The organism is Noviluteimonas lactosilytica, assembly GCF_020866925.1.
Lineage (GTDB): Bacteria > Pseudomonadota > Gammaproteobacteria > Xanthomonadales > Xanthomonadaceae > Noviluteimonas > Noviluteimonas lactosilytica.
Map to the genome: position 1 here is coordinate 1,356,935 of NZ_JAJGAK010000001.1, position 18,559 is coordinate 1,375,493.

Consider the following 18,559-nt stretch of genomic DNA (forward strand, 5'->3'; position numbering starts at 1 on the left):
GTCGCCGATGGGATCATGGTCCTTTTATCTGCCGCAGGAGGTTCCCTGGCCAAAAGGTGCCCGACTCGACGTTCGGGAATGACGGCAGCCCGTTCAGTACATCGGAGGAACGAATCGCGCAATCGCCTGCGGGCGTGATGCCGTATGTGTCGGCGAGCTGCATCGCACGATTGATGATTCTGGATTCCTCTGCAGCAGAAGTATCCTTGCAGGTCGATTCGACCGTCTGACTTCGGTGGTGTGCAGCAAATGCAGCCTTGGATGCTGCCTCCCCAACGACGATCTCTCCGCTCCCGCCGCCATTCGCAGCAGCAAACGATCCTGCCGGGTCATAAAGCGCAGGGCCTCCGCCGTCCCCGCGGGACGTGTAGATCGCCGCGTGATCGCGGATGCCGCCGGGGCCTATTGTTGTCAGAAGGCAGGTCTCCAACCCGAGAGGGTCGATTGCGTTTACGGGGTTGCCTTCGACATAAGCATACGGATTGACTCCTGCCACCATGCCCAGAGGATCGGGCTGGGTATATCGCCCGGCCTTCAGATCCAATGTCCGGAATCCGTTTGACCAGAGATCGCTTTCAGCGTCGTAGTGCTGGCCCGAGAATCCGAGGTTCAGCCCTCCGATCAGATCCAGCGAAACGTTGCGATCGAACGCATAGTTGCGGGCGCGCCACAGATCCACCTTGTATCCGCTGGTCACGACTTCGGGCCGCCCCAGATGGTCGTTGTGCACGTACTTCAAACCCGGGTGGCTCAACGTGATCGGCAGGTCTTCGTACCAGGTGAGGATCGTGCTGTTGCTCGGCGTCAACATCGACACCAACTCACCACCGAACCACACGTAGTGGGTCCATCCACTCGTTCCATGCTCGGCCAGCAATCGCGTCTGGTCGCCGAAGACGAAGCGTGTCGCGCCGCTCAGGCCTGACTTTGCTACGCGCTGGTCGAGTGCGTTGACGGCGTACGTGGTAGTCCCAGCTTCGAGCGTTCGGCATGTGCCGTATTGCTCGCAGACCTCCACGTCCTTCGGTCGCGACACCTGCTTGATGCGGTTGAACGCGTCGTAGGCGAACTGCGTGGTCACGCCGCTGGTCGTGTCGCTGATGCGATTGCCACGCAGGTCGTAGTCGTAGACGTGGTGCCGGGCGGGATTCGATGTGCCGCTGATCGCCAGCAGGCGATTACTGTGCGGGTCGATCGCGTGCTGCTCGGTGCCACCGCCCCAGGTGTGGCGCGTGCGGTTGCCGTTCGCGTCAAAGGCGAGCGCATGGCCGCTCTGCTGGCTGATCGCGTCTGAAGCGAGCCGTCCATTGGCGTCGTAGCCGAAGGTCTGCGTGGTCGGCGGGCCCGCGCCGTTGGTGATCGCGTTGATGCGGTCGGCGCCGTCGAAGCCGTAGGTGAGGCTTTGCTTGACCTTGCCCGCCGTCATGTCGGTTGCGCTGATGCCGAACAGGCGACCGTTGTCATCGACGTCATAGCGGCGCTGCAAGCCATTACCGTAGGTCCAGCTCTCCGGTCCGCCGAAGGGGCGATAGCGCACGTCGCTCAGCACGGTTTGCGTCGTGCCGCCGTGGCTCGCAGTCATCGAGGTGATGCGGCCGAGCGTGTAGCCGTAGCCGACCGAGAGACCGCCGGGATACGTGAGCATCGCAAGGCGGCCGAAGGCGTCGTACTGGTACCGCGTCGTGTCTTCGACGCCTTGGGCGGTATCGACGCGCGTCAGCATTTGGCCGTATGGGGTGAAGGTGAAGCGCGTCGCGGCCTGCAACACCCCGGAGCGCAGGGTCTTCGCTTCGCACAGGAAGCCCGCGCCGCACGTGTCATAGGCGAACGTGCGCTGGTCTGCGCCGCCGGTCACCTTCGTGACGCGACCGGCGCCGTCATAGTCGAACACGAGGGTGCTGCCGTCGTTGCGGGTCGTGCGTTCGCGGAGACCCTCGGGGCTGTAGACGTGCGTCGTCTTGCCGGTATCGGGGCTGTCGAGTTCCAGCAGGTCGCCGAAGCCGTTGTACTTGTACGTTGTGACTAAACCGCGCGGGTCGGTTACGGAGGTAACGCGATCCGCGGGGTCGTAGGTGAACTTCGTGACCCCACCCATCGGGTCCGTCGACGTCGCCACGCGACCCAACGCGTCATAGGTCAGCCTGGTCGTCTCGCCCTTGCCGTTGGTGACTTCGGTGCGGCGGCCGTCGGCATCGTATGCGTACCGCGCAACGAGTTTCTTTTCCGCCCCGCTACGCTCGGCTATCAGGCGACCGAGTTCGTCGTATTCGTAGCTAGTGACCTGGGTCGCGACGAATGCGGCAACGAGCAGAAGGTTGGCGGACATGGCAGCAAGCGCATGAAAGGTGCGTGCATGCTGCCGATCGAATACACCTGCAGGGGCGGGATTGGTCGCTTATCGGGCCTCACCACTTCCCGAGCACGAACAGCGTCGCCCAGCTGTAAGCCACCTGGTAGAAAAAGACGAACGCGGCGACGACCAATTGCACGCGCCGGCTTTCCGCGCGCATGCCGATCACGAACGCGGTGACATACAGGACGAGGAAGATCAGGTACGAAGGCTGCAGCGCCCAGTCCAGGCCCTTGAGCAGCGCATCGGCGAAATCCACGACGGCGGCGACGAGCAGGATCGCGAAGAACCACTTCCGCCCGGCCATGAAGAAGACGTACGAATCGTCGAGGTCCTTCATGCCGCGCGGCACGAGCACCACCGCCATGAAGAACAGCAACATCGAGTACAGCAACACGAACAGGTACAGGCCGAACGTCCAGACCGTGCCGAGCTCGTGGAATTTGAACTCCCACCACCAGAACGACACGATCCACAGGAACACGTAGGCCACCCACAACAGGTAGACCGCCTCGAGCCGGATCGGCTTGCCATGCCCGCGCAGGCGATTCACGCCCACGCCGAGCGCGGCCAGGATATGCGCGAGCGCCAGGCCGACGATGATCGACACCGGCGCCATCACGTAGGCGAACTGATCGTTCACCTCGTGGCGAACGTGTCCCTCATCCCTTCGCGGCCAACACCTGCCGTGCTGCGTTGCGGCCCGCCGCGCCGCTGATGCCCGCGCCGCCGTGCACGCCGCTGCCGCACAGGTGCAGCGCGTCGATCGGGGTGGCGTGGTTCGACCAGCCCGGCAGCGGGCGCATGAAGAACATCTGGTCGAGGATCAGCTGGCCGTGGTTGAGGTCGCCTTCGGTGAGCGACCAGTCGCGTTCGAGGTCGGCCGGCGTGATGGTGCGGACGCTGCGGATCGACGCCTCGAGCGACGGGAACTGTTCGGCGAGCGTGTCGGTCGCGATGCGTTCGACGATGGCGCGAGCGTCGCTCCACTCTGCGCCGCGCAACTTGTACGGCGCCGATTGCATGTGGATCGAGACGACGTCGCCGCCGTTCGTGGCGCCGCTTGTCGTGACTTCGAGATAAGGACGCTGCGCGATCTCGCCGTACTTCGCGGCGTCGTACGCGCGCTCGATGTCCTTGAGCGTCGGCGCCAACGCGAGCGTGCCCGCGGGCAGGCCGTGCGAACCATCGGTGCGCAGGTGCACCTTCGCGACCGAGCCGCGCATCTTGATCGACTGCACGTGCCAGACGAATTCGGTCGGCAGTTCCGGTGCGCCGACAAGGCCGAGCAGCGTGCTGCGCGGATCGGCTGCGGAGAAGACGTTGGTTGCGCGGATTGCTTCGCCGTTCTCGAGTTGCACGCCGACCGCACGCGAGCGTTCGACCAGGATGCGTTGCACGCCGCTCGACGTGCGCAGTTCGCCGCCGTTCGCCTTCAACGCGGCGACCAACGCGTCCGCGACTTTCGCACTGCCGCCCGCGATCGGGCGATGCGCGAGACCGCCGCGATTGAGCCAGTTGTGCATCAGCGTGTAGCCGGTGCCCGCCGACATCGAGCCGAGCGTGAAGCCGTGGACGCCGACCGCCGCGATCGCGGCCTTCACTTCCTGCGACTCGAACCACTCTTCGGTGAACTCGACGGTCGACATCGACATCATGCGGATGACGCGGAACATGTCCTTGCCACCGAGCTTGCGCAGCGTCCACGCGAGCTTCGCGAGCGGCCAGCCTTCCTTCATGCCGATGTGCGGAAGGCGCGGCATGGGCGTGGCGTACGCGGCGTCGAGGAACGCGGCGGCGCGATCCATGAAGGCGACGAACTCGGGCCAGCGCTTCGCGTCGCTCTCGGAGAACTGGCGGATCGATTCGCGCGTCGCGTTGGCATCGGAGGTCGACAACACGAGGCGACGACCATCGGGCAACAGCGATACGTACGGAGCGGGCGCGCCGAGCGTCAGTCCGTGCCGCGCGAGATCGAGGTCGCGCACGATGTCGGGACGCAACTGCGCACCGGCGTGCAGCGGATCGTACGCGGCGCCGTCGAACACATCGCCGGCCAGCTGGCCGCCCGCGCGGTCGCGGCGTTCGAGCACCAGCACCTTGCGGCCGGCCTTCGCCAGGTAGTTCGCGGCGACGAGGCCGTTGTGGCCCGCGCCGACGACGATCACGCTGTTTTGAGGCATGTCGTAAGTCTTGTTCGCGCTCATCGTCACTTCCAATCCTTGAGGACTTCCTGTGCGGCCAGCTTGCCGGCCGCGCCCATCACGCCACCGCCCGGATGCGCGCCGGACGCGCCAAAGTAGTAACCGGGGAGCGGCGTGCGGAAATCGGCCCATTGCGGCGCCGGGCGCAGGAAGAACAATTGGTGCAGCAGCAGTTCGCCGTGGAAGATGTTGCCGCCGGTGATGCCGGCGATCGCTTCGATGTCCTTCGGCGTGATCACCTGCTTGCCGACGATGGCGCGGCGGATGTTCGGCGCGTAACGCTCGATGGTGTTGATGACGGTCTCGCCGAAGGCCTCGCGTTTCGCATCGTCCCAGCCGCCTTCGATGTCGTACGGCGCGTACTGCACGAAGCACGACATCACGTGGTGGCCCGGCGGGGCCATGTCGCGGTCGATCATCGACGGGATGATCATGTCGATATAGGGGTTCTTCGCGAACTGGCCGTACTTCGCTTCGTCGTAGGCGCGTTCGATGTACTCCATGCTCGGGCTGATCGAGATCGCGCCGCGGTGCAGCGCGTTCTCGCCCGGCAGGCAGGTGAAGTCCGGCAACTCGCTGAGCGCGATGTTGACCTTGCCCGACGAACCGCGCACGCGGAAGTTCTTGATCTGTTCGACGAACTCGCCGGGCAAATGCTTCTGCTCGACGAACTGCAGGAACGAGCGCTTCGGATCCGCCGCGGTGATGACGACCTTCGCCTGGAGTTCGTCACCGTTGGCGAGCGCGACGCCCGCCGCGCGGCCGCCCTTCACGATCACCTGCTGCACGGAGGCGTTGGTGCGGATCTCGACGCCGAGCGCGCGCGCAGAACTCGCGATCGCCGCGCTCACGCCGCCGTTGCCGTTCTTCGCGAAACCCCACGCGCGGAACGCGCCGTCGATTTCGCCCATGTAGTGGTGCAGCAACACGTACGCGGTGCCCGGCGAATGCGGGCCGAGGAACGTACCGATGATGCCGCTCGCCGACTTCGTGCCCTTCAGCGGATCGAACTCGAACCAGTCGTTGAGCAGGTCCGCCGCCGACATCGTGAGCAGCTTGGCGATCTGGTACAGCTCTTTTTCCGACAGGCTCTTCGCGTATTGACCGACCTTCAACAGGCCCATCAGGTCGCGTGGGCTCAGCGACGACGGATCCGGCGGCACCAAGCCGAGGATCGGCTTGATCGCCTTCGCGGCGCGCGCCATCACGCGGCCGTATTCGTCCGAGGCTTCGGCATCGCGCGGCGAATGGCGATACAGCTCCTGGCGCGTGAGGTCGTGGTCGTCCCACGCGGCGAGATAGTCGCCGTTGTCGAGCGGCGTGACCGTGCTCGGCAGCGGCAGGATTTTCAAACCATGCCGCGGCAGTTCGAGGTCGCGGATGATCTCCGGGCGCAGCAGGCTGACGACGTAGGAGAACTGCGAGAAGCGATAGCCGGGGAACGGTTCGGCGGTGACCGCGGCGCCGCCCACGACTTCGCGGCGTTCGAGCACGCAGACCTTCTTGCCCGCGCGCGCGAGATACGCGGCGGCGATGAGGCCGTTGTGGCCGGCGCCGATGACAACGGCGTCATATTGATTCGTCGTCATCACTTCTTCTTCCACTCGGGTTCGTAGAACGGCAGCTTCACGACCTTGCCCGGCGCGTGCAGGCGCTTGTGCTCGACGGTGACTTCCATCGCGAGCTGCGTGCCGGGTTCGTAGTACGGGGCCTGCAAATGGACCAGCGCGATGTATTTCTTCAGCACCGGCGACCAGGTGCTCGTCGATGCGTAGCCGACCTGCTTGCCTTCATGCATTACGGGCAGCGAGCCGCGCACGGCCATCGCGGGAATCTGCGGCGGCAGGCCGACAGCCGCGAACAACGGTTCCATGCCGGCCCAGTCGACTTCGAAGCCCACCAGCTTCCACAACGAACCGGCCTTCTGTTCGCGCTCCAGCGCACGGCGGCCGACGAAGTAACCCGGCTTGTCGAGATGCACCGCCCAATCCAGGCCCATCTCCAGCGGCGAAGACTTCTGGCCTTCGATCCACGCGTGGTTCGCGGCCGTGTAATCGACGTCGATCATGAAGAGGCCGGCTTCGACGCGCGCCATGTCCATCGCGAGGATGCCGCACGGCACGAGGCCGTAATCGTGGCCCGCTTCCATCAGCGCGTCCCACACGGCCAGCGCGTCGGCGACGTCCATCCAGATTTCGTAACCGAGGTCGCCGGTGTAGCCGGTGCGCGAGATCGTGACCTTGCGACCGGCCAGCGTGTTCTCCATGACGCGGAAGTACTTCAGCTTGTCGAGCGACTTGCCGCACACCTTGTTGAGCACCGTGCGCGACTTCGGGCCCTGCAGGCTGAGCGCGCCCATCTTCTCGGTGACTTCGGTGATCGACACGTCGAGACCGACGGCGTTCATCGACAGCCAGCGCAGCGACGGCTCGGCGGACGTGAGGCGGAAGGTGGTTTCGCCGAGGCGCGAGATGGTGCCGTCGTCGAGCAGCTTGCCTTCGTCGTCGCACCAGCCGGTGTAACCGACCTGGCCGACGGCCATCTTCGCGATGTCGCGCGGCACGAGCTTGTCGAGCAAGCGCGCGGCGTCGGGGCCTTCGATCATGTACTTCATCAGCGGCGAAACGTCGATCAGCGCGACCGCGTCGCGGATCGCCCAGTACTCGCGCTCGACATGCAGGTCGTAGGAACCGACCACGATGTGCCCGGCCCAGCGCCGCCAGTTCTGCGGCAGACTGAGTTGCGAGGTGCGTTCGTGGAAGGGCGTGTGCTTGAGTTGGAACTGCGGGACGGCGGTCATGGATGCTCGGTCATTTCGCAGGAACTGGTGCGGTGCGTGCGCACCGTGGGCGGGATCACGCTGAAGTCGCCGGCGAGCGCGTGCAGGTACCAGTCGACGAAGCGCTTGGGCGTGTCCTCGAACTCCGGATGCTGCGGGCCAGGTTCGAAGAACCGCGAGTTCACGCCCGCGGCGTTCAACTGCATGATGCGTTTGTCTTCGATCGTGGTGACGTGCCACAGCCACACCAACGCTTCGCGATCGTAGTCGACGCCCTCGACCGCATCGCCGTTGACGAACCAAACGATCTCCATGTCCGTCTTGTTGTTCCCGAAGGGAACGTAACGGAACAGGATGCAGTGGTCCGGGTAGTTGAGCATGTAGGTCAGCGGGCCGAACTGGCAGTCGCCCGCGCCGCCGTCATAGCCCTTGAAGTCGCCCATCAGCGGCGCGACCGGCGTGCCGTCGCGGCTGCCGGAGAGGTAACCGTCGAACAGCGCGTAGCGGCTCGTGTAGACGCACGACCCGAAGCCCGGCGCCTCGCGGAACATGCGATAGACGGCCTTCTCGATGTCGTGCACGCCGGTCTCGCGTTCGGCGCGTTCCCACATCGCGCGGTTGATCGGCGCGACGACCTCTTCGCGATCCTTGAACGTGTGCAGCTTCGAATACGCGCGGTGCGCGGTTTCGCAGTGGTAGCACTCGAGGTAGTTGCCGAGCGCGATCTTCCAGTTGGCGTCGACCGAATAGGTCTCGCGATGCGCGATCTTCGCGTTCTCGAGGTGATACGGACCAAGTTGCCCGTCGACCTGCTCGAGGCACGCGTTGAAGTCGTACGCGTCGGGATCGAAGTTGATGAAGATCAGGCCGAAGCGCACGGCTACGCGCGCCTGCTTCAGGCCGTGGTCTTCCTTGCGGAACCCGGGCATCGCGTCCATGTGGCGCGCGCCGCGCAATGCGCCGTCGGTGCCGTACACCCAACCGTGGTACGGGCACACGAACGTCTTGCAGTTGCCCTGCAGTTCTTCGCACACGCGCGAACCGCGATGGCGGCAGGAATTGATCAGCGCGCGGACCTGCCCGTCGTTGCCGCGCGCGACGATCACCGATTCCTGGTCGATCTCGTACAGGAAGAAGTCGCCCGGATTCGGGATCTGGCTGACGTGCCCCGCCCACAACCAGCTCTTGAAGAACAGGTTGTCGAGCTCCCGCTGGTACACCACCGACGATCGGTAGAAGTACTGCATGAGGCCCGCGTCGCGATCGCGCATCTGTTCGGCGACCGCCTGCTGCATGCGGGCGAGGTTGTCTTCGCTGTCGGCGACGAAATGTTGGTTCAGGGCAGTCATATCGTCGAATCTTAAGCCACGGCGGCCGGGCGGCGGACGCGCATGAACAGGTAGAGCGGCAGGCCCGCCGCCGCGAGCACCAACCCGAGCACGAACGGCTCGTGGCCCAGGCCCACGAAGGCGAACAGGGAGTACGCCACGCCGAACAGCGAGATCCCCAGCATCCCGCGCACGCCCGCCTTGTCGCCGCGCTTCCACATCACGCCCAGCGCGAGCGAGCAGCACAGGTAGAGCGGCAGGTTGGCCGCGGTCACCACCTTCGAGAGAAAGGTGAAGCCTTCCACCAGCGACTTGCTGTAGCTCATCAAGACCATGCCGCTGCCCAGCACGCCCGTCACCAGCAGCGCGATGACCGGCGCGCCGCGCCGGTTGTTGCGCGCGAGCGCCGCAGGCATCACGCCGTTCACCGCCATCGTGCGGGTGAGTTCGCCGACGAGCAGCGTCCAGCCGTTGAGCGCGCCGAGGCCGCTGACCACGACGAACAGCGCGAGCCAGCGCCCGATGCCCGCGCCGGCGAAGCGATCCATCACCATCGCGAACGGCGCATTGGCGCCGGCCAGCTCCTGCTCCGGGATCAACAGCATCGGCACGGTCGAGACGACGAGGTAGATCGCCGCCGTCAGCACGGTGCCGACGATGGTCGCGCGCGGAATCGTGCGCGCGGGATCATGCACGCGCGACGCGGGCACGGTCGCCGATTCCAGGCCGAGCATCGCGAACAACGCGATCGTCGAAGCCGCCATGACTTCGCCCGCCTGGATCGGCGCGGCCGGCGGATGCGCCGTGTAGACCTCGGGCGAGGTCAGCAACAACCACACGCCGAGCAGCGCGACGGCCAGCATGGGCAGCAACTTCAGCGCGGCGGTGGCGACCTGCACGCGTCCGCCGCTGCGCACGCCGAACAGGTTGATCACGACGAACGTCCACAACAGGATCAATGCCGCGATCGCCGGCTGCATGTCGGCGACCGGCGGAAACACCGCGCCGAGATAACCGACCACGCCGGTCGCGAGCGCCGCGTTGGTGATCCACAACGACACCCAGTAACACCAGATCGCGATGTAGGCCGGGATGTCGCCGAGCGTCGAGCGGATGTAGCCGTAGGGGCCGTCGGCGTTCGGCATCTCGCGCGCGAGGCGGGCGAAGACGCGCGCGAGCGCAACGCAACCGAGCGCGGTGACCAGCCAGCCGAGCGTCGCGTTGAAGCCGTACGGCGCCAGCGACGCGGGCAGCAGGAAGATCCCCATGCCGATGGTGTTGCCCACCACCAGCGCCGTGCACATCCAGAAGCCGAGCTTGCGCTGGCCTTCGTCGCCGTTACTTGCCATCGGAAGTGTCCTGTCGCGGCGGACCGCATTCTTCCGGGCCATCGCAGACCCGCTTGCCATTCTTGATCACGGAGCGTACGTCGCGCAGCACTTCGATGTCGGCGATGGGATCGCCGTCCACCGCGATGAGGTCGGCGAACTTGCCCGGCGCGATGGAACCGAGCTCGCCCTCGCGGCCGAGCATGCGCGCAGGCTGGATCGTCGCCGACTGGATCGCCTGCATCGGCGTCATCCCGTAGCGCACCATGTAAGCGAACTGGCGCGCGTTGTCGCCGTGCGGATACACGCCGCTGTCGGTGCCGTAGGCGATGTTCACGCCCGCCGCGACCGCCTTGCGGAAGCCGGCGCGCTGGGTTTCCGTCGTGTCGGTGTTCTTGCGCAGGATCTCGTCGGACCACCCTTCCGCGCGGCCGACCGTATCGATGTAATCGCCGTTGTAGATGTCGGCGACCAGCCACGTGCCGTGCTGCTTCATCGTCGCGATGGCTTCGTCGTCCATCAGCGAGCCGTGTTCGATCGAACGCACGCCCGCGCGCGAAGCGCGCTTGATGCCTTCCGCGCCATGCGCGTGCGCGGCGACGAAGCTGTGGCGCTTTCCGGCTTCCTCGACCGCGGCGCGGATCTGCGCTTCCGTGTATTCGGATTCGCCGGGCTCCGTGCCCGCGGCCAGCACGGCGCCGGTCGCGATGACCTTGATGAAGTCGACGCCACCGTCGAACAGCGCGTTCACTTTCTGCCGCACTTCCTGTTCGTCCTTCGCGACGCCGCGGCGGAATTCGTCGGGGACCACGGTGCCTTCCGGCAGGCCGGTGATCTCGCCACCGCCGCCGGGGATCGTGATGTATGCGCCCGCGACGAACATGCGCGGACCGGGGACCTGCCCCGCGTTGATCGCATCGCGCAACGCCACGTCGGCGAAGCCGCGGAACACGCCGACGTCGCGCACCGTCGTGAAGCCTGCGCGCACCGTGTCCCACGCGTTCTTCGCGCCGATGAAGGCGTCGCGCGCCGGCGTGCTCTTGAGCGGCGCGCCCGGATCGGCGGACTGGCCTTCGTCGGCGACGTGCGTGTGCATGTCCATCAGGCCGGGCAGTACGGTGTAGCGCGACCAGTCGATGACCCTGGCGTTGCGCGCGCTTGCTTCGGACCAGGGCTCGACGCGCACGACGCGTCCGTTCTCGATCGTGATCGCGCGATCGGCGAGCACTTCGCCCTTGTCGACATCGACCATCCTGCCTGCGTGGACGACGACCGTCTGCGCGAACGCGGTCGGTGAAAGTGTCGCGAACAACAACGCGGTGACGAGCTTCGTTGGTTTCATTACCGTCCCTGTGATTGGGCGCGCTCGTAGCGGCCGTAACGCTTCAGCAGGCGAACCAGCGCATCGTGCGGCAACGCGTTCGCATAGTGTCCGCCTTCGCCGCGCATGTCGCGTGAGGCGATCATCGCGTTGACGATGGCTTCTTCTGTGGCCTGCACGGTGGCGTTGAACAGATCGTCGAGGTGATCGTTGCCGACGAAGCTCGCTTCGTTGCGCGAGGCGCCCTTCGCGGCGGCGGCATTGGCGGTCGAGAACGCGACGAAGATGTCGCCCGATCCATTGCCCGCGTAGCTGCCCATGCGCGCCAGGCCCATGCCGGCGCGCTTGGCGATGCGGTCGAGCTGGTGCGGCAGCAGCGGTGCGTCGGTTGCGACGACGATGATGATCGAACCCGTGTCGCCGTTCGGCGCGTCGCCCGCGATCGCAAGCGCGGGGTCGGTGTACACGCGATCCGCGCGCAAGTGCTGGCCCACCGGCACGCCCGCGATGCGCAGCGTGTCGCGGATGCCGTAGTTCGCCTGCACGAGCACGCCGACGGTGTATTGCGCGTTCTCCAGCGCGACGACGCGCGAGGCAGAACCGATACCGCACTTGAATTCGTGGCACACCATGCCGGTGCCGCCGCCGACGTTGCCTTCCGCGACGGGGCCACCGCTCGCGTCGCGCAATGCTTGTGCGACGTGCTCCGGCTTCACGTGGAAGCCGTTGATGTCGTTGAGGTGCCCGTCCCAGGTTTCGGCGACGACGGGCAGGGACCACCAGTAACCGCTGGCATCCGCACCGCCGGCCTTCACGCGCTCGGCGATCACTGCATCGCGCACGACGCCGACGCTGTGCGTGTTGGTCAGCATCACCGGACCTTCGAGCTGGCCCGATTCCTCGAGCCACGTCGTGCCGGTCATCTCGCCGTTGCCGTTGAGCGCGAACCATCCGCCGAACACGGGCGTCTCAAAACTGTCGCGCCCGCGCGGCAGGATCGCGGTGACGCCAGTGCGCACCTTGTGGCCGTCCTCGCGGTCCTCGATGAGCGTGACCTGGCCGACGGTGACGCCCGCCACGTCGGTGATCGCATTCAACGCGCCGGGCTTGCCTTCGAACGGCACGCCGAGCGCACGTGCGCGCGGGTCCGCGGCGTGCGCGGTCAGGCTCGCGGCAACGGCGAGGCCCAACACGCATGCGCGCGCCAAACATTGCACCGATGACGGCACGACTGTCGGCATCACTCCCCTCCCTCTTCCCGCAGGAACCGCGAGTACCACCCCAGGTTCCGCATCATGCGGTCTTTGAGGTAGCTGGGAACAGTGAGGCCGTGGCCTTCGCCCGGATAGACGACCAGGCGCGTCGGCACGTTGCGCGCGCGCAGCGCCTGGTACATCTGTTCGGCGCCGAGGCACGGGACGTTGGCGTCCTCGTCCGCGCACTGGAACATCGTCGGCGTCGTGATGCGATCGCTGTGCAGGAAAGGGAAGCTCGCGCGGTCGTAGACGTCGCGGTTCGCCCACGGCGAGCCGAGCTCGAGCGCGTACTCGCGGATGTACTGGTCGTGCCCGTACATGCCGTACATGTTGGACGCGCCCGCCCCGCTGATCGCGGCCTTGAAGCGCGTGTCGGTGGCGATCACCGCATTGGTGAGGATCGCGCCGTAGCTCCAGCCGCCGATGCCGAGGCGATCGGGGTCGGCGATGCCCATCTGCACGACGTGATCAACGCCGGCAAGCACATCGCGTGCATCGACGTTGCCCCAGTCGGCGTAGATCGCCTTCGCGAAGTCGAAGCCGCGGCCCGAACTGCCGCGCGGATTGAGCGCGACGACCGCGAAGCCCTGCGCCGCATACGCCTGCCAATCGGGCATGAATTCGCGGCTGAACTGATACACCGGTCCGCCATGCAGGCGCACGATCGTCGGATAGCGGCGGCCTTCGACGTAACCGATCGGCTTGATCAGCAAGCCTTCGAGTTCGACGTCGCCGTTGCGGTAGTGGAAGGGTTCGGCGTTCGCGAGTTCGCGCTGCGCCAGGAAGGCATTGTGGTCGGCGAGCGTGCGCAGGCCCGTCGGCTCGACCGCGGAGATCGCGTACGGATGCAGGTCGTCGCCGCCGAGCACGACGACGCGGCCGTCCTTCGACACGTCGAGGTCATAGTCGAAGCGCGGCCCCTGCGTCAGCGGCGTCACCTTGCCGTCGTCGAGGTCGATGCGCGACAGCCAGGTCACCTGCGGGTGTTCGATCAGCGCGTAGACGCTCTTGCCGTCGGCCGACCAGCGCGGCTTGGTGAAGCAGCGATCGATGTCCGCGGGTACGCGTTCTTCGCCCGTCGCGACATCGACGATCGCCAGTTGCCACGGCGCGTAGTAGATCCACTTGTCCTCGCCGCTGCGCAGGTAGGCGATGCGCTTGCCGTCGGGGCTCCACGCGGGGCGAGTCTCCCAGTAGGGATCGAGGTCGGAGCCCTTGAACGTCGTGAGTTGTCGCTCGGTCGCGCCGGCCTTCGCTTCGACCACGTAGATGTCGAAGTTGAGGTGGCGATCCGGATCGACGCCGCGCTTGGTGACGTACGCGAGGTGCTTGCCGTCGGGCGACCACGCGGGCAGTTGTTCGTCGTGCGCACCGGGCGTGAGCAATTCTGTCTTGCCGCTCGCGATGTCGAACACGTACAGGTGCTTGCGCCGATCGTCGAGATAACCGGCGCCGTCTTCGCGAAACTGGTAACGCTCGGTGACGATGGGCGGCGGGTTCTTCGGTTTCTTCGCGCCGAAGGGTTGTTGCGGTTGACGCGCGATGAACGCCAGCCGCTTGCCATCGGGCGAGAACACGAAGTCGTCGATGCCTTCGCCGAACCTGGTCAGGCGCCTGGCTTCGCCGCCGTTCGCGGGCATCAGCCACACCTGCGTCGTCGCTTCGTCGCCGCCGCGATCGGAGAGGAACGCGATCGACTTGCCGTCGGGCGTCCACTGCGGGCGCGACTCGTCGTGCTTCGGCGTGTTGGTGAGGCGCTTGCGTTCGCCGCTTGCGTAATCGACGCGCCACAGGTCGGACTGCGACTGGTCTTCCTGGAGGTTGGCGGAGGTCGCGGTGTAGACGACCGTGCGGCCGTCCGGGGAGAGCGTGGGCTCGGTGAGGTCGACGAGGCGTGCGAGGTCGTCGACGCCGAAGCGCGTGGTCGGCGACGGCGTCGATGACTGCGACGTCTGTGCCGACTCCGCTGCGTGCGTAGTCGACACGAACAGCGCGAGCATTGCGCACAGGGCGCGAACGGACGTGGTTCCACGCGTCGGCGTTCCCTTGCGCATCACCGTTCCCTTGCGCATAACCGTTCCCGTGCGCACAAGCGCTCCTCTGCGCATCAGCGACCCCCTGCGCATCAGCGTTCCTCCGCGCGTTGGCGGAACTTGTCCTGCGCCTCGCGCAGGTATTGGAGCGTCGCGGCCTCTTCCTGCGCGTCGTTCCAATCGTCTCGCGCATCGGCGGCTTCGATCACGCGATCGAGCCAGGCAACGAAATAGGCCGCGTCGCCACGCGCATCGGGTGCGTCGCCTTCCAGCCACACCGGGTTGGTCGTCGCGTACGGATACAGGTCGAGCAGCTTCGGGTCGGCGTCGTCGTTCCATGCGCGCAGCAGCAACCAACCGCCTTGCGTTGCATCGAGCTCGCCTTCGACATCGAAGCGCATGCGGTCGCCGGCGAGGTCGAAGCGCTTCACGACCTCCCCGTTCGACACGAGTTCGAGGTGATCGACGGCGATCGGCGAGCGCATCGACACGCGATACGGCAGCTTGCCTCGCGCGGCGATCGATGCACCTGGCTTTTGCCCGTCGACCAGCAGGCCCAGCAGCGGCCCGTTGGTGACGAAGCCGCGGCCGGCCTTGAGCGTCGTCATCACGGCGTCGCCGTCGAGGCGCCCGTCGGTGTCGAGGAACACGCGGTTGATGCCGACCGGCCCGCGCAGCGACGCGTAGTTCGCCATCGTGTCGGAGCCTGCGCCCGCGGGGAGGCGATAGCCGAGATTGAGCAGGCGATACCACACGTTCGCCGTTGACTTGTGATCGGCGAAGCCGACGATCTCGATGTAGTCGACCTTGCCCTGCGCGACATCGGCGGGCAGCTGGTGCGTGAGTGCCGGGTCCTTCGCGGGATCGGGCACGGTGTCGAACGGATGCACGTAACCGACGACGCCCTGCTGCGCATGCGCGAGATCGGCGACGACGCCGTTGTGCGGCCATGGGCTCGCCATCGCGGTGTGGCGATATGCCGAGAAATCCGGCGTGACGTAATGATCGCGCAAGTTGAGCAGGCCGAGATGGCCCCAGAAACTCGTGTGGTACTCCTGCGCATGCGCGATGCGCGGATGGGTGTCGCCAGTCGGCGTACCGAAGTACGCGATGTCGGGAATGCGCTCTTCCTTGTTGACGATCAGGTTCTCGACGACGTCGAGGTCTTCCGCCTGCGCCTGGCGCGCGAGGTTCGCCGGCGTGTTGCGATAATGGCCGGCGTAGTTCATGTGCACGTGCAGGTCGACGCCGACGAAGTGGCCGAACTCGCGCGGCAAGGGTTGTGCGACGAGCGCGACCTGGACCGGTGTTTCGCGGCCGGCCACCGCCTCCACGCGTTGTTGCCAGAGCGCATGCGCGAAACCGTGCTGCACGGTCACGTCGGCCACGCCCGCCGGCACGTCGAGCGTGCACGGCGATGCGCAATGGAAGTAATGCGCTTCGGTGGCCAGCGTTGCGCGGTCGAAGCCATCGTCGGCGTGCATCCAGGCATCGCGCAGTCCGTGCGCGCGCCGGTCGCTGCCGACCACGGAGACGCGCGCGGGCACGCGCTGGCCCGCGCCGTCGCGCACATCGATCACCATGCGCGAAGTCGGAGCCAGCGTGCGCAGGCGCGTGGGCGTCACGATGCGGCTCGCGCCGCCGACCACATCCATTACCACGAGTTCGGTATTGCCGCCCTCGCCCGCGTTGCCGATGTAGGCGATGCGCTTGCCGTCGGGCGACCAGCGCGCGTTGCGTCGCTCGCTCGTGCCGAACGTGAGCGGCAGCGGCGCCGCGCCGTCCACAGTCGTCATCCACAACTGGTGCGTCTGCCGCCCGTGGTAGCTCGCGAACAGGATGCGGTGGCCATCAGGCGCAAGTTCGGGGCGCGTGCTCCAACTGGTTTCCTCGGACAGAAGCTTGCGAGACTGCGCGGGCGCGTCGACCTGCACCATCCGGATGTCGCCGGTGCCCCATGCTATTTCCGGATTGCCGACGTACAGGAGCGATTTTCCGTCAGGCGACCACGAGGGATTGATCGCGTGGTCGAATGCCGAATAGTAGTAACGATCGAGCTTGCTGCGCCGTTCGCCGAGCAACGGACGCGCATTGCGAAGGCCATCATCGCCGATGTCGGCGAGGAACAGATTGAAATGCCCGCTGCCTTCGGTCGACACCCACGCGATACGCTTGCCGTCGGGCGACAGGCGCGGTTCGACGTTGACTGAACCGCCTCGGGTCAGCGCGCGCGACTGCCCGGTCGCGAGATCCATGCGCCACAGCGCCATCGCGTTGCCGTCGTAGCGCGTGAACACCACGCTGCGGCCGCCGCGCGCGACATCGGGTTGATGGTCGTACGCACCGATCGCATGCGTGAGTTCGACGGCCTCGTCCTCGCCGATGCGCTGGCGCCACAACGATCCGCCCATGCTGTACACAAGCGTTTCGCCATCGGGCATGAAGCTCACCGACCCCGGCCCGGTCGTCAGTTGCGGCAGGTACAACTCGCGCCAGTAATAGTTGTGCGGCAAGTCGACCTGCTTGAGCACGGGCTCGCGACCCGAGGCCACGGCGAGCGCGGACGCGAGCAACGCGGCCACGCACGTCGCACGGACGAAGCGCCCCCCCCTGCCGCGCATCCGTCAGGCCCCGCGCCCGGACAACACCATCGCTTCCTGCAGGCTGGTGCGCAGCAGCGCCATCGCCTCGTCGACTTCCTCCCGCTTCACGTCGAGCGGCGGCATGAAGCGCACCGTGCTCGTGCCGCACGACAACAACAGCAGGCCGTTGTGGAAGGCGCGGGTGATGACGGCATCGCACAGCGCGCGCGCCGGCGAGCCGTCGGTTTCGATCAGTTCCATGCCGATCATCAGGCCCTTGCCGCGCACGTCGCCGATGCACGGGAAGTCGCGCGCCAGGTCGTGGAGCGCCGAGGTGAAGTGCGCGCCGACCGTCGCCGCGTTGCCGACCATGCCGCCTTCGACGAGATCGATCGTCGCGTTGGCCGCCGCGCAGGTGATCGGATTGCCGCCGTAGGTGTTGCCGTGCGCGCCGCGCTTCCATTGCGACATCAGGCGCTTCTTCGCGACCATCGCGCCGATCGGCAAGCCGGACCCCATGCCCTTGGCGAGCGTCATGATGTCTGGCGATACGCCCCAATGCTGGCTTGCGAACATGCGCCCGGTGCGGCCGATGCCCGACTGCACTTCATCGAAGATCAGCAGGATGCCGTGTTGGTCGCACAGCGCGCGCAAGCCGGCGAGGAAACCATCGGGCGGCACGACGTAACCGCCTTCGCCCTGGATCGGTTCGACAAGGATCGCCGCGACATCCGACGGCGGCACGCTGCGCTCGAACAACATGCGGATGTAGTCGAGCACCGCCGCGCCCTGGTCGTTGCCGGCGAACAACGGGCGATACCTGTTCGGATACGGCACGTGGGTGACGCCGGGCATGGTCGCGTTGAAGCCCTTCTGCTGCGTGTACTTGCTCGACGTGAACGACAGCGAGCCCATCGTGCGTCCGTGGAAGCCGCCAAGGAAGCCGATGAAGCGCGAACGCCCGGTCACGTATCGCGCGAGCTTGATCGCCGCTTCGACCGCTTCGGTACCCGACTGGCACAGGAAACTCATTGCCGGCTCGCCCATCGGCGCGATGCGCGCGAGACGTTCGCCGAGCCCGACCATCTGTTCGTGCCAGTAATCGCTGGAGATGTGCAGGAACTTGCTCGCCGCATCCGTCACTGCGGCGACGACCTGCGGATGCGCGTGCCCGGTGCTGCACACCGCGATGCCCGCGGCGAAGTCGAGGAAGCGGTTGCCGTCGACATCCCACACTTCCGTGCCGCGGCCGTGCGACATCACGAACGGATAGTCGCGCGGGTACGACGGCGAGATGACCTCGGCGTCGCGCGCGATCAGGGCGCGTGCGTTGGGGCCCGGCAATTCGGTCTGGAGGTGCGGGTTGGACATGGGGGGC

The 18,559-nt window shown here is 66.4% G+C and carries 12 protein-coding genes; all 12 read right to left on the reverse strand.

All coding sequences use genetic code 11. The features are described 5' to 3' along the window. Positions 1-13: 13 nt before the first annotated feature. The 12 genes from LK996_RS06585 to LK996_RS06640 all read right to left on the reverse strand — a co-directional run bounded on the left by LK996_RS06585 (position 14) and on the right by LK996_RS06640 (position 18,552). Positions 14-2,326, reverse strand: coding sequence for an RHS repeat-associated core domain-containing protein (locus LK996_RS06585; RefSeq protein WP_230526324.1), 2,313 nt, complete (start codon positions 2,324-2,326; stop codon positions 14-16). 79 nt (positions 2,327-2,405) lie between these two features. Further along, on the reverse strand, positions 2,406-2,993 hold the full coding sequence (locus tag LK996_RS06590; protein WP_230526325.1) for a hypothetical protein: 588 nt from the start codon (positions 2,991-2,993) through the stop codon (positions 2,406-2,408). A 19-nt stretch (positions 2,994-3,012) separates the two neighbouring features. Then, positions 3,013-4,557 (reverse strand): phytoene desaturase family protein, encoded by a 1,545-nt coding sequence (locus LK996_RS06595; protein ID WP_230526326.1) that lies wholly within the window; start codon positions 4,555-4,557, stop codon positions 3,013-3,015. Positions 4,558-4,559: 2 nt separating this feature from the next. Then, positions 4,560-6,143: a phytoene desaturase family protein gene (locus LK996_RS06600; RefSeq protein WP_230526327.1), complete on the reverse strand. Its 1,584-nt coding sequence runs from the start codon at positions 6,141-6,143 to the stop codon at positions 4,560-4,562. Continuing rightward, positions 6,143-7,354, reverse strand: a complete 1,212-nt coding sequence (locus LK996_RS06605; protein WP_230526328.1) for an aminomethyl transferase family protein — start codon at positions 7,352-7,354, stop codon at positions 6,143-6,145. Before LK996_RS06605 ends, LK996_RS06600 begins: the two co-directional genes overlap by 1 nt. Further along, the gene (locus tag LK996_RS06610; RefSeq protein ID WP_230526329.1) at positions 7,351-8,682 is read right to left on the reverse strand and encodes an aromatic ring-hydroxylating oxygenase subunit alpha; all 1,332 of its coding nucleotides are present in this window, start codon (positions 8,680-8,682) and stop codon (positions 7,351-7,353) included. The genes LK996_RS06605 and LK996_RS06610 overlap by 4 nt, the downstream gene beginning before the upstream one ends. A gap of 11 nt (positions 8,683-8,693) precedes the next feature. Next, positions 8,694-10,010, reverse strand: coding sequence for an APC family permease (locus tag LK996_RS06615; RefSeq protein WP_230526330.1), 1,317 nt, complete (start codon positions 10,008-10,010; stop codon positions 8,694-8,696). Continuing rightward, positions 10,000-11,331 carry a Xaa-Pro dipeptidase gene (locus LK996_RS06620; RefSeq protein WP_230526331.1) on the reverse strand — a complete coding sequence of 444 codons (1,332 nt, stop codon included), beginning with the start codon at positions 11,329-11,331 and terminating at the stop codon, positions 10,000-10,002. Before LK996_RS06620 ends, LK996_RS06615 begins: the two co-directional genes overlap by 11 nt. Then, positions 11,331-12,551, reverse strand: coding sequence for a DmpA family aminopeptidase (locus LK996_RS06625; RefSeq protein WP_230526332.1), 1,221 nt, complete (start codon positions 12,549-12,551; stop codon positions 11,331-11,333). The genes LK996_RS06620 and LK996_RS06625 overlap by 1 nt, the downstream gene beginning before the upstream one ends. Next, complete coding sequence (locus tag LK996_RS06630) at positions 12,551-14,620, reverse strand: S9 family peptidase (protein WP_230526333.1); 2,070 nt, start codon at positions 14,618-14,620, stop codon at positions 12,551-12,553. Before LK996_RS06630 ends, LK996_RS06625 begins: the two co-directional genes overlap by 1 nt. A gap of 71 nt (positions 14,621-14,691) precedes the next feature. Next, positions 14,692-17,181, reverse strand: a complete 2,490-nt coding sequence (locus LK996_RS06635) for a CehA/McbA family metallohydrolase (RefSeq protein WP_230526334.1) — start codon at positions 17,179-17,181, stop codon at positions 14,692-14,694. Between the two features lie 42 nt (positions 17,182-17,223). Beyond that, complete coding sequence (locus LK996_RS06640; RefSeq protein ID WP_230526335.1) at positions 17,224-18,552, reverse strand: acetyl ornithine aminotransferase family protein; 1,329 nt, start codon at positions 18,550-18,552, stop codon at positions 17,224-17,226. Positions 18,553-18,559 lie beyond the last annotated feature (7 nt).

What these genes read in the sequence shown, in the direction of transcription:
- LK996_RS06615 (WP_230526330.1), bottom strand. Translation starts at nt 10,010, where the DNA reads ATGGCAAGTAACGGCGACGAAGGCCAGCGCAAGCTCGGCTTCTGGATG.
- LK996_RS06600 (WP_230526327.1), bottom strand. Translation starts at nt 6,143, where the DNA reads ATGACGACGAATCAATATGACGCCGTTGTCATCGGCGCCGGCCACAAC.
- LK996_RS06640 (WP_230526335.1), bottom strand. Translation starts at nt 18,552, where the DNA reads ATGTCCAACCCGCACCTCCAGACCGAATTGCCGGGCCCCAACGCACGC.
- LK996_RS06625 (WP_230526332.1), bottom strand. Translation starts at nt 12,551, where the DNA reads ATGCCGACAGTCGTGCCGTCATCGGTGCAATGTTTGGCGCGCGCATGC.
- LK996_RS06605 (WP_230526328.1), bottom strand. Translation starts at nt 7,354, where the DNA reads ATGACCGCCGTCCCGCAGTTCCAACTCAAGCACACGCCCTTCCACGAA.
- LK996_RS06585 (WP_230526324.1), bottom strand. Translation starts at nt 2,326, where the DNA reads ATGTCCGCCAACCTTCTGCTCGTTGCCGCATTCGTCGCGACCCAGGTC.
- LK996_RS06610 (WP_230526329.1), bottom strand. Translation starts at nt 8,682, where the DNA reads ATGACTGCCCTGAACCAACATTTCGTCGCCGACAGCGAAGACAACCTC.
- LK996_RS06620 (WP_230526331.1), bottom strand. Translation starts at nt 11,331, where the DNA reads ATGAAACCAACGAAGCTCGTCACCGCGTTGTTGTTCGCGACACTTTCA.
- LK996_RS06595 (WP_230526326.1), bottom strand. Translation starts at nt 4,557, where the DNA reads ATGAGCGCGAACAAGACTTACGACATGCCTCAAAACAGCGTGATCGTC.
- LK996_RS06630 (WP_230526333.1), bottom strand. Translation starts at nt 14,620, where the DNA reads ATGCGCAAGGGAACGCCGACGCGTGGAACCACGTCCGTTCGCGCCCTG.